Annotated in this window: 16 protein-coding genes; 12 read left to right on the top strand and 4 right to left on the bottom strand. The window is 71.2% G+C overall.

The genetic code is table 11. The features are described from left to right. The first annotated feature begins 41 nt into the window (after positions 1-41). From ABZ454_RS09735 to ABZ454_RS09720, 4 genes are read left to right on the top strand one after another with little or no spacing between them, the layout of a single operon-like run. Positions 42-1,091, top strand: a complete 1,050-nt coding sequence (locus ABZ454_RS09735) for a PhoH family protein (RefSeq protein ID WP_356319104.1) — start codon at positions 42-44, stop codon at positions 1,089-1,091. 9 nt (positions 1,092-1,100) lie between these two features. Continuing rightward, on the top strand, positions 1,101-1,598 hold the full coding sequence (ybeY, locus tag ABZ454_RS09730) for an rRNA maturation RNase YbeY (RefSeq protein WP_136325172.1): 498 nt from the start codon (positions 1,101-1,103) through the stop codon (positions 1,596-1,598). Next, complete coding sequence (locus ABZ454_RS09725) at positions 1,595-2,887, top strand: hemolysin family protein (protein WP_356319102.1); 1,293 nt, start codon at positions 1,595-1,597, stop codon at positions 2,885-2,887. The genes ybeY and ABZ454_RS09725 overlap by 4 nt, the downstream gene beginning before the upstream one ends. Then, the gene (locus ABZ454_RS09720) at positions 2,884-3,237 is read left to right on the top strand and encodes an MmcQ/YjbR family DNA-binding protein (protein ID WP_356319101.1); all 354 of its coding nucleotides are present in this window, start codon (positions 2,884-2,886) and stop codon (positions 3,235-3,237) included. Before ABZ454_RS09725 ends, ABZ454_RS09720 begins: the two co-directional genes overlap by 4 nt. A 15-nt stretch (positions 3,238-3,252) precedes the next feature. On the opposite strand, the gene ABZ454_RS09715 is transcribed toward ABZ454_RS09720, so the two are convergent. Continuing rightward, complete coding sequence (locus ABZ454_RS09715; RefSeq protein ID WP_359536923.1) at positions 3,253-3,900, bottom strand: dihydrofolate reductase family protein; 648 nt, start codon at positions 3,898-3,900, stop codon at positions 3,253-3,255. A gap of 56 nt (positions 3,901-3,956) precedes the next feature. On the opposite strand from ABZ454_RS09715, the gene ABZ454_RS09710 reads away from it, so the two are divergent. After that, positions 3,957-4,490 carry a helix-turn-helix domain-containing protein gene (locus ABZ454_RS09710; protein ID WP_359536922.1) on the top strand — a complete coding sequence of 178 codons (534 nt, stop codon included), beginning with the start codon at positions 3,957-3,959 and terminating at the stop codon, positions 4,488-4,490. Between the two features lie 52 nt (positions 4,491-4,542). On the opposite strand, the gene ABZ454_RS09705 is transcribed toward ABZ454_RS09710, so the two are convergent. Next, complete coding sequence (locus ABZ454_RS09705; protein WP_359536921.1) at positions 4,543-5,955, bottom strand: MFS transporter; 1,413 nt, start codon at positions 5,953-5,955, stop codon at positions 4,543-4,545. A 104-nt stretch (positions 5,956-6,059) separates the two neighbouring features. On the opposite strand from ABZ454_RS09705, the gene ABZ454_RS09700 reads away from it, so the two are divergent. From ABZ454_RS09700 to era, 5 genes are all read left to right on the top strand, one after another. After that, entirely contained in the window at positions 6,060-6,938 is an 879-nt protein-coding gene (locus ABZ454_RS09700) for a helix-turn-helix transcriptional regulator (RefSeq protein WP_359536920.1), read from the top strand. 63 nt (positions 6,939-7,001) lie between these two features. Next, positions 7,002-7,355 (top strand): cytidine deaminase, encoded by a 354-nt coding sequence (locus tag ABZ454_RS09695; RefSeq protein WP_219573182.1) that lies wholly within the window; start codon positions 7,002-7,004, stop codon positions 7,353-7,355. A 216-nt stretch (positions 7,356-7,571) separates the two neighbouring features. Next, positions 7,572-8,954, top strand: a complete 1,383-nt coding sequence (locus ABZ454_RS09690; RefSeq protein WP_359536918.1) for a beta-xylosidase — start codon at positions 7,572-7,574, stop codon at positions 8,952-8,954. A 164-nt stretch (positions 8,955-9,118) separates the two neighbouring features. After that, entirely contained in the window at positions 9,119-10,069 is a 951-nt protein-coding gene (locus ABZ454_RS09685) for a DUF916 domain-containing protein (RefSeq protein WP_359536917.1), read from the top strand. Positions 10,070-10,132: 63 nt separating this feature from the next. Continuing rightward, a complete protein-coding gene (gene era / locus ABZ454_RS09680; protein ID WP_356319095.1) occupies positions 10,133-11,107 on the top strand; it encodes a GTPase Era in 975 nt (324 codons plus the stop codon). A 133-nt stretch (positions 11,108-11,240) separates the two neighbouring features. Here the strand turns inward: era and ABZ454_RS09675 are convergent, their stop codons facing one another. Together ABZ454_RS09675 and ABZ454_RS09670 are read right to left on the bottom strand one after the other, a co-directional pair. Next, positions 11,241-11,507 carry a protealysin inhibitor emfourin gene (locus ABZ454_RS09675; RefSeq protein WP_356319094.1) on the bottom strand — a complete coding sequence of 89 codons (267 nt, stop codon included), beginning with the start codon at positions 11,505-11,507 and terminating at the stop codon, positions 11,241-11,243. Between the two features lie 50 nt (positions 11,508-11,557). Next, positions 11,558-12,634 (bottom strand): M4 family metallopeptidase, encoded by a 1,077-nt coding sequence (locus ABZ454_RS09670; RefSeq protein WP_356319093.1) that lies wholly within the window; start codon positions 12,632-12,634, stop codon positions 11,558-11,560. A 294-nt stretch (positions 12,635-12,928) separates the two neighbouring features. Between ABZ454_RS09670 and leuA the strand changes: the two genes are divergently transcribed. Together leuA and ABZ454_RS09660 are read left to right on the top strand one after the other, a co-directional pair. Further along, a complete protein-coding gene (gene leuA / locus ABZ454_RS09665) occupies positions 12,929-14,716 on the top strand; it encodes a 2-isopropylmalate synthase (protein ID WP_356319092.1) in 1,788 nt (595 codons plus the stop codon). Between the two features lie 210 nt (positions 14,717-14,926). Continuing rightward, positions 14,927-15,631, top strand: coding sequence for a TerB family tellurite resistance protein (locus tag ABZ454_RS09660; protein WP_359536915.1), 705 nt, complete (start codon positions 14,927-14,929; stop codon positions 15,629-15,631). Positions 15,632-15,716: the final 85 nt, after the last annotated feature.

Below are 15,716 nucleotides of genomic sequence, written 5' to 3'. Positions count from 1 at the left end.
ACCCTCCAGCGGGAGGTATGTGCAGGCCCGAGGGCCGGCCCATGACTCAGACACCCACACAGCCGCAGGCGCGCGCCCACATCAGCATCCCGGCCGCACACCCCATGGTGATGCTCCTGGGAGCGGGCGACTCGCTGTTGCGCGTGATTGAAGCGGCGTTCCCGGCGGCCGACATCCATGTCCGGGGCAATGACATAAGCGCGACGGGCAACGCGGCGGACATCGCTCTGATCCAGCGCCTGTTCGACGAGATGGTGCTGGTGCTCCGCACCGGGCTGCCGATGACGGAGGACGCTGTGGAACGGTCGATCGCGATGCTCAAGGCCAGCGACAACGGCCAGGCGGACGGGACCGAGACCCCGGCCGAGGTGCTCACGCAGAACATCCTCTCCAGCCGCGGCCGCACGATCCGGCCCAAGACGCTCAACCAGAAGCGGTACGTCGACGCGATCGACAAGCACACGATCGTCTTCGGTATCGGCCCCGCCGGTACCGGAAAGACCTACCTCGCCATGGCCAAGGCGGTCCAGGCCCTGCAGTCCAAGCAGGTCAGCCGGATCATCCTGACCCGCCCGGCGGTCGAGGCCGGTGAGCGGCTCGGCTTCCTGCCCGGCACGCTCTTCGACAAGATCGACCCGTATCTGCGCCCGCTCTACGACGCGCTGCACGACATGCTCGACCCGGACTCGATCCCGCGGCTGATGGCGGCGGGCACGATCGAGGTGGCGCCGCTGGCGTACATGCGGGGACGCACCCTTAATGATGCTTTTATCATCCTGGACGAGGCGCAGAACACCAGCGCCGAGCAGATGAAGATGTTCCTGACCCGGCTCGGCTTCGACTCGAAGATCGTCGTCACCGGTGACGTCACCCAGGTCGACCTGCCGAACGGGACCAAGAGCGGTCTGCGTCAGGTGCAGGACATCCTCGAAGGCATCGACGACGTGCACTTCTCCCGGCTCACGTCCCAGGATGTCGTCCGGCACAAGCTGGTCGGCCGTATCGTCGACGCGTACGAGAAGTACGACAGCCAGGGCGACCAGGACGGCCAGGCCGGCACCGGCCGGGGCCGACGCAACGGGAAGCAGTAGCAGCGCACCATGTCGATCGACGTCAACAACGAGTCCGGAACCGAGGTCGACGAGCAGGCGATCCTCGACATCGCCCGCTACGCGCTCGCGCGGATGCGGATCCACCCGCTCTCCGAACTCTCGGTGATCGTGGTGGACACCGCGGCCATGGAACAGCTCCACATCCAGTGGATGGACCTGCCGGGTCCGACGGACGTCATGTCCTTCCCGATGGACGAGCTGCGTCCGCCGGCCAAGGACGAGGAGGAGCCCCCGCAGGGGCTCCTCGGTGACATCGTGCTCTGTCCCGAGGTCGCCAAGAAGCAGGGCGAGGACGCCGAGACGCAGCACTCCATGGACGAGGAGCTCCAGCTCCTCACCGTCCACGGTGTGCTGCACCTGCTCGGCTACGACCACGAGGAGCCGGACGAGAAGGCCGAGATGTTCGGTCTCCAGGCGGCGATCGTGGACGGCTGGCGCGGCGAGCACGGGCTCACCGGTCCGTCCCCCGCCCCCACCGTCTCGTGAGCCTGCCACTCGTCTTCGGGGTCGTCCTGCTGGTCGTCGTCGGCTGGCTCGCGGCCTGTGCCGAGGCCGGCATCGCGCGGACGTCGAGCTTCCGGGCCGCCGAGGCGGTTCGCTCGGGACGGCGCGGCAGCGACAAGCTGGAACAGGTCGCGGCCGATCCGACGCGCTATCTCAACGTCGCGCTGCTCGTCCGGGTCGCCTGCGAGATGGCGGCCGGCGTGCTCGTCACGTACGCCTGCCTGAAGGAGTTCCCGGAGACCTGGGAAGCGCTGGCCGTCGCCATCGGCGTGATGGTCCTCGTGTCCTACGTCGCCATCGGCGTCTCGCCGCGCACCATCGGCCGCCAGCACCCGCTGAACACGGCCACCGCGGCGGCGTACGTCCTGCTGCCGCTCGCCCGGGTCATGGGGCCGATTCCTCAGCTGCTGATCCTCCTCGGCAACGCGCTGACGCCGGGCAAGGGGTTCCGCAAGGGCCCGTTCGCCAGCGAGGCCGAGCTGCGGGCCATGGTCGACCTCGCCGAGCAGGAGTCGCTGATCGAGGACGACGAGCGCCGCATGGTGCACTCCGTCTTCGAGCTCGGTGACACGCTCGTACGCGAGGTGATGGTGCCGCGCACCGACCTGGTCTGCATCGAGCGGTACAAGACGATCCGGCAGGCGCTGACGCTGGCCCTGCGCTCCGGTTTCTCGCGGATCCCCGTCACCGGGGAGAACGAGGACGACATCGTCGGGATCGTCTACCTCAAGGACCTGGTCCGCAAGACGCACATCAACCGGGACTCCGAGGCCGACCTCGTCTCCTCGGCGATGCGCCCGGCGGCGTTCGTGCCCGACACGAAGAACGCCGGTGACCTGCTGCGCGAGATGCAGCAGGACCGCAGTCACGTCGCCGTCGTCATCGACGAGTACGGCGGCACGGCGGGCATCGTCACCATCGAGGACATCCTGGAGGAGATCGTCGGCGAGATCACCGACGAGTACGACCGCGAACTGCCGCCGGTCCAGGCGCTGGAGAACGGCTGCTTCCGGGTCACCGCCCGGCTGGACATCGGCGACCTCGGCGAGCTGTTCGGCCTGGACGAGTACGACGACGAGGACGTGGAGACCGTCGGCGGGCTGCTCGCGAAGGCGCTGGGCCGGGTCCCGATCGCGGGCGCCACCTCGGAGGTCGAGCTGCCGGACGGGCGGCGGCTGCGGCTGACGGCGGAGTCCCCGGCGGGCCGGCGGAACAAGATCGTCACGGTGCTGGTGGAGCCGCTGGCTCCCGTGGAGGAGGCGACGGTATGACACCGCAGCAGCTGAGGGCATTCTGCCTGGGGTTCAACGCGAGCGTGGAGGAGTTCCCGTTCGGGCCGGAGGCGTCCGTCTTCAAGGTGCTCGGCAAGATGTTCGCCCTGAGCGTGCTGGACGCCCGGCCGCTGACGGTGAACCTCAAGTGCGACCCCGACGACGCGGTCCGGCTCCGGGAGGAGTACGAGGCCGTGGCGCCGGGGTGGCACATGAACAAGCGGCACTGGAACACCGTGACGGTGTCCGGTCTGCCGGACGCGAAGCTGCGTGAGCTGATCGAGGACAGCTACGACCTGGTGGTGGCGAAGCTGCCGCGGGCGGAGCGGCTGCGGCTCGACCGGGCGTAGGACCCGCCCGGACGGTCACTTCCGCCAGAGCAGGTGGTGCACCACCCCGCTGCTCGGGCTGGGGACCTTCTCCAGGTGGAAGCGGCCGGTCAGGTCCTCGGGGCTCTCCCACAGCCGTTCGCCGGCGCCGAAGTCGACCGGCGCGACGCCGACGTGCAGCGAGTCGATGAGATCGGCGTCGAGGAATTCCCGGACCGTGGCGACACCGCCGCCGATGCGTACGTCCTTGCCCTCGGCGGCGTCGAAGGCCCGGGCGAGCGCGTCCTTCGGGGACGCGTCGAGGAAGTGGAACGTGGTCTCCCCCAGGGTGATCGAGGGCCGTTCATGATGCGTGAGGACGAAGACCGGGGTGTGGAACGGGGGTTCCTCGCCCCACCATCCCTCCCAGTCGTGGTTCTCCCACGGACCGCGCTGCGGGCCGAACTTGTTGCGCCCCATGATCTCGGCGCCGATGTTGTTGGTGAAGTCGCGCGTGAAGTAGTCGTCCAGGCCGAGGGTGCCCCCGGGCTCCGTCCGGTTGGGCCAGTGCGCGGTGGCGCCGGCCCAGGAGAGCAGCGCGCCGGGATCGGCGTCGCCGAACGGCCGGTCGAGCGTCTGCCCCTCCCCGGCGCCGTAGCCGTCGCGGGACACACAGAAGTTCTGGACGCGGACCAGCTGTTTCATCGGAGCCCTTCCGGTTGCAATCTGCAAGCGGTTGTCAAGCTATCTAGACTGCTCCCATGTTGCAACCAGTTCCGGTCGGAAAGCTCCCCGTGTCGCCGGGCCGCTCCGGATGTCCGATCAACATGACGGTCGAACTGCTCGGGGACCGCTGGAGCCTGATCGTGCTGCGCGACATCATGTTCGGAGGCCACACCCACTTCCGGGAGCTGCTCAACGCGTCCATGGAAGGCATCGCGTCCAACATCCTGGCCAACCGGCTGGCGAAACTCGTCGCGGCGGGGCTGCTCACCCGCGACGACGACCCGAGCCACCGCCAGAAGGTCGCCTACCACCTCACCGAGGCGGCGGTACAGCTCGTCCCGGTGATGGCCCAGCTGGGCGCCTGGGGCGCCCGCTGGCTGGACACGGCGCCGGAACTGACGGTGCGGGCCGAACTGCTGGCCGTCGGCGGCCAGCCGATGTGGGAGCGGTTCATGGCGGAACTCCGCGCCACGCACCTGACCGGGGCGCCGGCCCCCGCGGACGGCGTGCTGGCGGAACTGACCGCCGCCTACGAGGAGGCGGCCGCCCGGGAAGCGCCCACCCTCTGAAGCGTGTCGCAGAAGGCCTCGCCGGCCCGGCCTCAGCCTTCCGCGACGCGCTTCAGGGCCGCCGCAGGCCGGCCGCCACCACCCCCGCCGCGACGACCAGCAGCCCCGCGGCCACCGCGACCACGGTCCGCACGCCGTCGAACAGGGAGCTCTGGGCCGTCGCCACCACACCGAGCAGCGGGATCCCGATGGTGAGCCCCACCTGCTGGACCGTGGTGACCAGTCCCGTCGCCAGACCCTGCTCCGCGTCCGGGACCCCCGACGTGACCGTGAGGCCGTACGCGATGATCGCGCCGAGGTGGCACATGCTGGCGAGCGAGACCGCGACCGTGGCCAGCCAGACGCCCGAGTCCGTACCGAGGCCCAGCAGCGCCGCGATGAACAGGCCCTGGCCCAGCAGGGAGGCGGCCAGGGTGCGCCGGGCGCCCACCCGGCCGATGACCTTCGGGGCGTACACACCCGCCACCACGGAGGCGAGGCCCTGCACCCCGAAGACGAGCCCGGTCCCGAACGCCGACAGGCCCAGGATCTCCTGCAGGTACAGGGTGAGGACGAAGACGAGCGTGCTCATCACCGCGAAGGTGAGCAGCCCGCCCAGATTGCCGAAGGCCACCGTGCGCCGGCGGAGCATCGGCAGTGAGACCAGAGGGGCGGACGCCCGCGACTCGACGACCCCGAAGGCGGCGAGCAGGACCACCCCGGCGGCCAGTGCGGCCTGTACGTCCACGCGCCCGAAGCCGTGCTCGGCCGCTGTGGAGAGGGCGTAGATCAGCGCGAGGAGTCCGCCGGTGACGGTCATGGCCCCCGGCACGTCCAGCCGCGGCCGGTGGGGCGTACGGGACTCGGTGAGCAGCGCGGGCGCCGCCGCGAGGACGAGCACCGCGGCCACGGTCAGCAGCCCCATCGTGGAGCGCCAGCCGAGGGTGTCGGTGAGCGTGCCGCCGGCCACCATGCCGACGGTGAAGCCGAGGGAGAGCAGGGTGCCGCTGATGCCGAGAGCCCGGTCGCGCAGCGGGCCCTCCGGGAACGTGGTGGTGAGCAGGGACATCCCGGTGGGCACGATGGCCGCGGCGCCAAGACCCTGGAGCGCCCGCCCGGTGAGGAAGACGGCCGGGTTCCAGGCCAGCGTGGCCAGCAGCGAGGCCGCGCCGAAGACCACGAGCCCGCTGAGGAACAGGCGGCGGCGTCCGTAGAGGTCGGCGATCCGGCCGAAGAGCAGCAGGAAGCCGCCGGACGGAAGGGCGAAGGCGGTGATCGCCCACTGGAGGCCGGACCGGCTCAGACCGAGGTCGTCGCCGAGGACGGGCAGCGCCACGTTCAGCACGGAGAAGTCGAGCGACACCATGAACTGGGCGGCGCACAGGACGAGGAGCACCAGCCGGGCCCGGCCGGAGAGCCGGTCCGGGCCGGGGGGCGCGGGGACGGGGGAGGTGACAGCCGTTGGGGAGGAGGAATCGATCGCCATGGCATGAGCCTCGGGCCGCCGGAATATCCGTGGGGAGCCGGTACTTATCCTGTCGGCGCCACCACCAGGCAGGCGTGCGCCCGGACACCAGGGGGAGCAGGTACTTGGGGACACCGGCCCGGACCGCGGCGAACGCCGGCACAGCGCACCGCCTCGGCGAGCTGCGGGAGTTCCTGATGAGCCGGCGGGCGCGGGTCACCCCGGCCGAGGCCGGCCTGCCGGACGGCGGGGCCCGGCGGCGCACTCCGGGGCTGCGCCGCGAGGAGGTCGCCGTCCTCGCGGGGGTGGGCGCCTCCTGGTACCAGTGGCTGGAGCAGGGCCGTGACATCACCGTCTCGCCCCAGGTGCTGGACTCCGTGGGCCGGGTACTGCGGCTCAGCAGTGCCGAACGCCGTCACCTCTACGTACTGGCGGGGCTCAACCCGCCCGTGCCCGAGGTCGATCCGGCGCACACGGACATGTGCGAGGGGCTGCGGCGGCTGCTCGACGGCTGGCTGCCCTACCCGGCGCACATCATGGACGCGTACTGGAACGTCATCCTCTACAACGACGCGGCCTCGACGGTCTTCGGGCTGCGGCCGGACCGGCCGCAGAACTGTGTGATCGCCTTCTTCACCGAACCCGTCCACCGGGGCCGGGACGCGCAGTGGCGGGAGACCGCCGCCCGGCTCGTCGCCCAGTTCCGGGCCGCGTGCGCGGAGTGCCCCGACGACGACGGGTTCCGGGCGATCGTGGCCGAGGCGGCCGAGCGCAGCCCCGAGTTCGCCGAGCTGTGGGCGCGGCAGGACGTCGCGCCCGGCGGTCAGATGCGCAAGGAGATGTCGCACCCGGCCGTCGGCAGGCTGGTCCTGGAGGCCACCCAGCTGCGCATCCCGGCCCGCCCGGACCTGGCGGTCGTGCTGCACAACCCGTGGCCGGACACCGGCACCGAGGAGAAGCTGCGGCTGCTGGCCGCACCCCGGACGCCGGCGGACGGCCGCTGACCGGGCGGCCGCACCGGCACGCCCCCGTGTCCGGGCCACCGCCGCGCTTCGTATGCTCGGCACATGACCGATAGCACCGACCTCGGCGCCGAGGACCGCAAGATCGTCACCCTGGCGCGCAGCGCCCGCGCCCGCAACGGCGTGCCGGAAGGCGCGGCCGTGCGGGACGAGACCGGACGCACCTACGTGGCCGGCACCGTGGAGCTGGAGTCGCTGCGGCTCAGCGCGCTCCGGACGGCCGTCGCGATGGCCGTGGCCAGCGGCGCCACGTCACTGGAGGCGGCCGCGGTCGTCTCCGAGGCGCAGACCCCCTCCGACGAGGACCGGGCCGCGGTGCGGGACCTGGGCGGGGCCGACACGCCCGTGCTGCTCGCCGGGCCCGACGGGGTGCTGCGGCTGACCGTGACGGCGGGCTGAACCTCCGCCGAACCCCTGCCCCGCATGCCCCCGCCCCGCGCCCCACCGGCGCGGGGCGTTCGCCCAGGAGGTGCGGGAAACGCGGATCTTGACACCAGCTGATGGCCCATCAGTCAGGGCGTTTCGCCGCCATTGACTTCTTTCGGACCGGAGTCATCAATGGCCCCCTGCCGACGCGGAAGAGCCACCGCGCCGGATCCCGCAGGAGGGGGCTCCATGCGTTCAGCCGTCCGAAGATCCGACAGCCGAAGATCCTGTCGCCGGAACCGTCCCGACCGCGGCCGCCGCTGGGCCGCCGCGCTGGGCGTCGGCGCGCTCGTCGTCACCGGGGGAGGGCTGCTCGCCGGACCCGCGCAGGCCAGCGCCACGGCCTCGGTCGCGGTGGACTTCCCGACCCACTGCATCCCGCCCGCCATCGCGGGCATCCCGCCGATCGACGGCACGACCTCGGCCGAGATCACCGTCGACAACGCCGCGCCCAAGGTCGGCGACACGGTCACGGTGACGTACACCGTCATCGCCCCCGCCGCGAGCAACCCGGTCGACCTGGCGCTGCCCGCCGACATCATGACGCCGACCGGCAAGGTCACCGTCGGCGGCGCGCAGTCCGCAGACGTCACGGTGGCGGGCCCGAAGAAGAACGAACCGGTGCCCGGCAAGGGCGACTTCCCGTCGTTCTCCATGACCGGCACGTTCACCGTCACCGCGCCCGGCGCGATCACGCTCTCGCCCGGCGACTACAACATCCACACCAGCTACATCATGGAGCTGGACACGCCCTGCACGGTCACCGATCCGCCCGCCCCCGTGTCCCAGACCATCATCGCCACGGGCGGCGGCGGTCAGGTCAACGAACGGGCCATCCAGCTCGGTACGGCGTCCGGCGCGGCCGGGGACCAGGTCACCGTGACCGGGTCGAAGTTCACCGCGGGCGCGTCCGTCACCCTCGCCGGGCGGGCCGGCGACGCCCCGACCGGTGACCGCGCGACGGTCACGGCGGACGGGTCCGGCTCCTTCACCGGCCGGCTCACCGTCAACGCCCGCTCGACCACCGGCATCGTCGCCTACGAGGGCGCGGAGTGGAACGCCGCCAAGGGTGCGGGCCCCCAGGCCTACACCGTCACCGGAGGCGGCGGCGAGACCCCGGGCGGCAGCCAGAAGCTGACCTCGTCCGTCAGGCCGGGCACGCTCGCCATGACCCAGGCCGGGGACTCCGTCGCCCTGTCGGCGGTCGACTTCGGGCAGGGCGGCGCCTCCACCGGCGCCTTGCAGACCGTGACGGTCCAGGACTTCCGCGGCGGCCCCGCGGGCTGGTCCCTGACCGGCAAGGTCACCGACTTCAAGGGCCCGGGAGGGGCGACGATCAGCGCGTCCGCGCTCGGCTGGAGTCCGGCCTGTGCCACGAAGCCCGGCAGCCCGGGCACCTGCGCGGCCGGGTCCGAAGGAACGGTCGGCAGCGCGGGGGCCACCCTGGCCTCCACGCCGGACAGCGCCTTCACCGGGGGCGTGTTCACCGTCGACGCCCAGCTGTCGCTGGACGTACCGGCGTACACCGCCGCCGGCGCGTACAGCGGAGTGCTCACGCTCACCCTCACATGAACGAACGACGAATGTGAACGACGACGAGAACGAGCACACCTGATCACGTGAGCGAGCACCACCGATCAACCGGTGGGCCGGGCGCGCACCCGGCCGGCCCACCCCGCCCGAGTGTGCACCTGGGAGCCCGCACCGTGCGCAGACCCTTTGTATCTCTGACGCCCATGACGCCCCTGGCGCCCCTGGCGGCCCTGCTGGCCGGAGCCCTCCTCCTGCTCGGCGCGCCCCCGGCCTCCGCCGCCGACAACGGCAGCTGGTCGGTCTTCCCCACCACCGCCGACGCGGGCGCGCGGCCGTACTTCTACCTCTCCGCCGACCCGGGCGCCACCCTCACCGACAAGGTCACCGTCACCAACAAGACGGGGACACCGCTGACCTTCCGGCTGTACGCCGCCGACGCCTACAACACCGCACGCGACGGCGGCTTCGCGGTCCGGGCGCAGAACGAGAAGCAGCGCTCCGTCGGAGCCTGGGCGAAGGCCGGCCGCGACCGGGTCACCGTGGGACCGCACGGCTCCGTCACCTTGCCGGTCACCATCAAGGTGCCCGAGGACGCCGAGCCGGGCGACCACCCCGGCGCCCTCGTCGCCCTCGACCAGCGCATCGACCCCGCCGACGCGGGGGCCGTCGCCGTCGGCATCCAGAAGGCGGTCGGAGCGCGTATCTATCTGCGGGTCAACGGCCCGACGATGCCCGCGCTCTCCGTCGAGGACGTGTCGGTCGAGCACACCCAGCCGCTGGTCCCGGGCACGGGCACGTCCCGGGCCGTCATCTCGTACACGCTCCGCAACCGCGGCAACGTCACCCTCAGCCCCGAGGTCGCCCTGAAGGCCGAGGGCCTCTTCGGCCGCACCCTGCTCACCCGCGACCTGAAGCGCATCCCGTCCGAGCTGCTGCCGCGCCAGGAGGTCAGGCTCACCGAGGAGTGGGCGGGCGCGCCGCAGGTGGAATGGGGCGAGATCAAGCTGACCGCGAGCGCCCGCGACACCCGCGAGTCCGCCTCCGTCTCGTACTTCGCACTGCCCTGGCTGGTCGCCGGGGTGCTGCTGGCGGCGCTCGCCGGGGGCGCGGCGCTGTGGATCCGGTCACGCCGCAACCGTCGCCGCACCGCCTGAGAAGAGGGGTCCGGTGGCCGTGGCGGACGGAGTGGTGCCCCGAGGCCGCCGGGATCGGGGACAATGGGCGCCATGAGCGCTCGACCTAACCCAGAAGCTGCTGCGCGGCAGGCTGAGAACAACGCCCCCCACCGGGCCGGTTTCGCCTGCTTCGTGGGCCGTCCCAACGCGGGCAAGTCCACCCTTACGAACGCTCTGGTCGGCCAGAAGGTGGCGATCACGTCCAACCGGCCCCAGACGACCCGGCACACCGTGCGCGGCATCGTGCACCGGCCGGACGCACAGCTGATCCTGGTCGACACCCCCGGCCTCCACAAGCCGCGCACCCTGCTGGGCGAGCGCCTCAACGACGTCGTACGCACCACCTGGGCGGAGGTCGACGTCATCGGCTTCTGCCTGCCCGCCGACCAGAAGCTCGGCCCCGGTGACAAGTACATCGTCAAGGAACTCGCGGGCATCAAGAAGACGCCCAAGATCGCGATCATCACCAAGTCCGACCTGGTCGAGTCCAAGCAGCTCGCCGAACAGCTGCTGGCCGTCTCCCGCCTCGGCGAGGAGCTCGGCTTCGAGTGGGCGGAGATCATCCCGGTCTCGGCCGTCAAGGACGACCAGGTCGGCCTGCTGGCCGACCTGATCGCCCCGCTGCTCCCGGAGAGCCCGCCGCTCTATCCCGAGGGCGATCTCACCGACGAGCCCGAGATGGTCATGGTCGCGGAACTGATCCGGGAGGCCGCACTCGAAGGCGTCCGGGACGAGCTGCCGCACTCCATCGCGGTCGTCGTCGAGGAGATGCTGCCGCGCGAGGACCGCCCGGCGGACAAGCCGCTGCTCGACATCCACGCCAACGTCTACATCGAGCGGCCCAGCCAGAAGGGCATCATCATCGGCCCGAAGGGCAAGCGGCTGAAGGACGTCGGCACGAAGTCGCGCAAGCACATCGAGGCCCTGCTGGGCACGCCGGTCTTCCTCGACCTGCACGTGAAGGTCGCCAAGGACTGGCAGCGGGACCCCAAGCAGCTGCGCAAGCTGGGGTTCTGAGCGAGCTCACGGACCGGAGGCCGGCGCAGCCGCCGAAGCCCCCGGGGCGAAGGCGTGCGAGGGCGGCCGGGGAAGGATGCGAAGCGGTCCCGCACGCGGTGGTCCGCGCCCCGTCAGACGTACGCCGCCGGTCTCACGCGCCCTCCTTCAGGACGCGTGAGACCAGCGCGCGCTGGGCGTCGGTCAGCCGCGGGTCCGCGCAGTGCACGGTCCGGCCGTCGACCGTGATCCGGTAGCTGAAGCCGTCCGCGACGCCCGTCGCGGGAGCGTCCCGGCCGTCGGTGAGTGCCGATTCGGCCAGGGCCTCCCATGCGGGGGCGTCGGCCCGTCCCGAGGTGTCGATCTCACGGTGGCGCGCGATGCCGGCGAAGCCGCCGGTCCTGCTCACCTGGATCCGCATGCGGTGTCCTTCCTCGACGGACGGTCCTGGGACCGTAAGGTCCTGTCCGGCTACGCGGTCGGCACACCCACCTCCGACCAGGCCTTGCGGACCGCTTCCAGTTCGTCGCCCTCGCCGAAGCGGCTGCGGGCCGCCGCCACGGTCAGCCGGGCGAAGGACGCGAAGTCCGCGTCCACCGCCAGTTCACCACCGGTCAGCACGTCGAACCAGAGCTGACCCGCCTTCTCCCAGGAACTGCCGCCGAGCGCGGTGGCCAGCAGGTAGAACGCGCGGTTCGGGATGCCGGAGTTGAGGTGCACCCCGCCGTTGTCGTCGCTCGTGTGGATGTAGTCGTCCATCGAGGCGGGCTGCGGGTCCTTGCCGAGCACGTCGTCGTCGTACGCGGTACCGGGCGCCTTCATCGAGCGCAGCGCCACTCCCTGGACACGGGGCGCGAGCAGCCCCGCGCCGATCAGCCAGTCGGCCTGACCGGCGGTCTGGCCGAGCGAGTACTGCTTGACCAGGGACCCGAACACGTCCGACACCGACTCGTTGAGCGCGCCGGACTGGCCGTAGTAGTTCAGGTTGGCCGTGTACTGCGTCAGTCCGTGCGCCAGCTCGTGGGCGATCACGTCGATGGCGACGGTGAAGTCCAGGAAGATCTCGCCGTCCCCGTCACCGAAGACCATCTGCTCGCCGTCGAAGAAGGCGTTGTTGTACTTCTCGTCGTAGTGCACCGAGCCGATCAGCGGCAGCCCGTTGCCGTCGATCGAACGCCGGCCGTAGGCGCTGAGCAGCAGGTCGAAGGTGGCGCCGAGCCCCGCGTACGCGCGGTTGACGCTGGCGTCGGACGTGGGCTTCTGGCCCTCGGCGCGGACCTTCTTGCCGGGCAGGTTCGTGCGGTGGCGGCAGTCGTAGATCGTGCGGTCGGGTTTGGCCGACCGGTCCGCCTCCGCCGCGGGGACGACGGGGGTCCGGACGACGGTGGTCACCTGGCGGCGGGTGCGCCGGGCGGCGTCGGCCTCCAGGGTGCGGCGAGCCGGGCCCGCGAGGACGGGGTCGTCGGACTGCGACAGCTTGTCGAGGACGTGGGGCGGCACGATGGTGCAGAAGACGGGACGGATTTCGTGCTGAGATCGAGGCTGCATACACACGACTGTGGCAGTGCGTGTTCGTCATGTCACTGGTTGCAACCGGAATTGACGAAATAGAGTGATCCCTCACTGTTCGCCCGACACCGGCGCCCGGTCCCGCATACTGATACGGCACCGACGTCTCGGGCGCCCCTCGGCTAGTCTCTTCGCATCATGCGTTTCGGGCTGCTTCTTCTTAGCTGCCGCGGCGAGGGCCTGTAGTCGTAGGCCGACCCCCTCCCCGCGGAGTCTGGTGTTGCAGCAACACAGTCGGCCGTCCCCTTGCAGGACCCCGAGGAGCCCTACGCCATGACCGCAGTGAACCCCGCGCAGACCCCCGCCGAGAACGCCGTGGGCCGCCCCACGCCGATCACCAACGCCACGGGCCTGCAGAAGCCGTCCGGGATGCCGGTCCACAAGTACGGCCGGTACGAGGCCGTCGAGATCCCCGACCGCACCTGGCCCGAGAAGCGGATCACCACCGCCCCCCGCTGGCTCTCCACCGACCTGCGCGACGGCAACCAGGCGCTGATCGACCCGATGTCGCCGGCCCGCAAGCGCGAGATGTTCGACCTGCTGGTACGCATGGGCTACAAGGAGATCGAGGTCGGTTTCCCGTCCTCCGGCGAGACCGACTTCGCCTTCGTCCGCTCCATCATCGAAGAGGGCGCGATCCCCGAGGACGTGACGATCTCCGTCCTGACGCAGGCCCGCGAGGAACTGATCGAGCGGACCGTCGAATCACTGCGCGGCGCCCACCGCGCCACGGTGCACCTGTACAACGCGACCGCCCCCACCTTCCGCCGCGTGGTCTTCCGCGGCTCGAAGGAGCAGGTCAAGCAGATCGCGGTGGACGGCACCCGGCTGGTCATGGAGTACGCCGACAAGATCCTGGGCGAGGAGACGATCTTCGGCTACCAGTACAGCCCCGAGATCTTCACCGACACCGAGCTGGACTTCGCCCTGGAGGTCTGCGAGGCGGTCTGTGACGTGTGGCAGCCCGAGGAGGGCCGCGAGATCATCCTCAACCTGCCCGCCACCGTGGAGCGTTCGACGCCGTCCACGCACGCGGACCGGTTCGAGTGGATGTCACGCAACCTGTCACGCCGCGAGTTCGTCTGCCTGTCCGTCCACCCGCACAACGACCGGGGCACCGCCGTCGCCGCCGCCGAACTGGCCCTGATGGCCGGGGCGGACCGGATCGAGGGCTGCCTGTTCGGCCAGGGCGAGCGCACCGGCAACGTCGACCTGGTGACGCTGGGCATGAACCTGTTCTCGCAGGGAGTCGACCCGCAGATCGACTTCTCGCAGATCGACGAGATCCGCCGCACCAGCGAGTACTGCAACCAGATGGAGGTCCACCCGCGCCACCCCTACGCGGGCGACCTGGTCTACACCGCCTTCTCCGGCTCCCACCAGGACGCCATCAAGAAGGGCTTCGACGCCATGGAGGCCGACGCGGCCGCCCAGGGCAAGACCGTCGACGACATCGAGTGGGCGGTCCCGTACCTGCCGATCGACCCGAAGGACGTCGGCCGCTCCTACGAGGCCGTGATCCGGGTCAACTCGCAGTCCGGCAAGGGCGGCATCGCGTACGTCCTGAAGAACGACCACAAGCTGGACCTGCCGCGCCGCATGCAGATCGAGTTCTCCCGGATCATTCAGGCCAAGACCGACGCCGAGGGCGGCGAGGTCACGCCGACGCAGATCTGGACCACGTTCCAGGACGAGTACCTGCCCAACCCGGACAACGCCTGGGGGCGCGTACAGATCCGCTCCGGCCAGAGCACGACCGGCTCGGACGGCCAGGACACGATCACCGTCGAGGCGACCGTGGACGGCGTGGACACCGTGCTCACCGGCTCCGGCAACGGCCCGATCTCGGCGTTCTTCGAGGCGCTGCAGGCCATCGGCATCGACGCCCGGCTGCTGGACTACACCGAGCACACGATGAGCGAGGGTGCGAGCGCCCAGGCCGCCTCGTACATCGAGTGCGCCATCGACGGAAAGGTCCTGTGGGGCATCGGCATCGACCCCAACACCACGCGCGCCTCGCTGAAGGCGGTCGTCTCCGCGGTCAACCGCGCCACCCGCTGACCCGGCGCCCGAAAGGGCGTGAAGTCGTACGGTCCGCGAACCCCGTCCCCCACCTTCCGGGGGGCGGGGTTTGGCCATCTCCGGCGGTTGTGACGATCGAGGTGCTGACGCCGCTTCACGGATGTGGTTAACATCACGTCAACACGGCAATGTTGCCGGGGGTACCTCCCGTGCCCGAAGGGCTACGGGGGAGTTACGGAGGTGTTCGACGTGCGGTCAGCCCAGGGACGAAGCGCCACGAAGCTGCGTATCTGCGGCATCCGCACCCTGTGGGACACCGTCGGCGACGGCGAGTTCTTCTGCCCGGGCTGCGGGGGCGACCGCAACTACCGCCGCCTCACCGGACGCCGCCGCTTCACCGTCCTCGGAGTGCCGCTGCTGCGGCGCGGCACGGTGGGCCCGGTCGTCGAATGCGCCGCCTGCCACGCCCACTTCGACCCCGAGGCACTCGACCACCCCACCACCACGCGGTTCTCCGCGATGCTCAGGGACGCCGTCCACACCATGACCCTCGGGGTCCTCGCGGCCGGTGGCAGCACCTCCCGCCCGGTCCTGGAGACCGCGGTCGAGACCGTGCGCGACGCCGGCTTCGACGGGTGCACCCGGGAACAGCTCGCCACCGTCGTCGAGATCCTCTCCGCCGACATCGGCCACGGCTCCGCCTTCGACCCCGCGGCCGAGGCCTGCGGCGCGGCCCTCGCCATCGAGCTCCACGAGGCGCTGGAGCCCCTCGCCCCGCACCTGGCGCCCGCGGGCCGCGAGGCGATTCTGCTCCAGGGCGCCAGGATCGCCCTCGCCGACGGCCCCTACACCCCGGCCGAGCGCGAGGTGCTGACCACGGTCGGCGGGGCGCTGCGCCTGCGCGGCGAGGACACCGCCCGGCTGCTCGCCGCGGCGGCGCGCACACCCTCGTGATCCCCTTTCCGCACCGGCCCGGTACTCCCGCGGGAGTAGCCGGGCCGTCGGGCCCTCCACGGCAGTAGCGGGGAAGTCGGCCCCC

Origin of the sequence: Streptomyces sp. NPDC005803, from assembly GCF_040630435.1 — a bacterium.
Lineage (GTDB): Bacteria > Actinomycetota > Actinomycetes > Streptomycetales > Streptomycetaceae > Streptomyces.
This window is presented reverse-complemented; position numbering and strand designations above follow the sequence as displayed.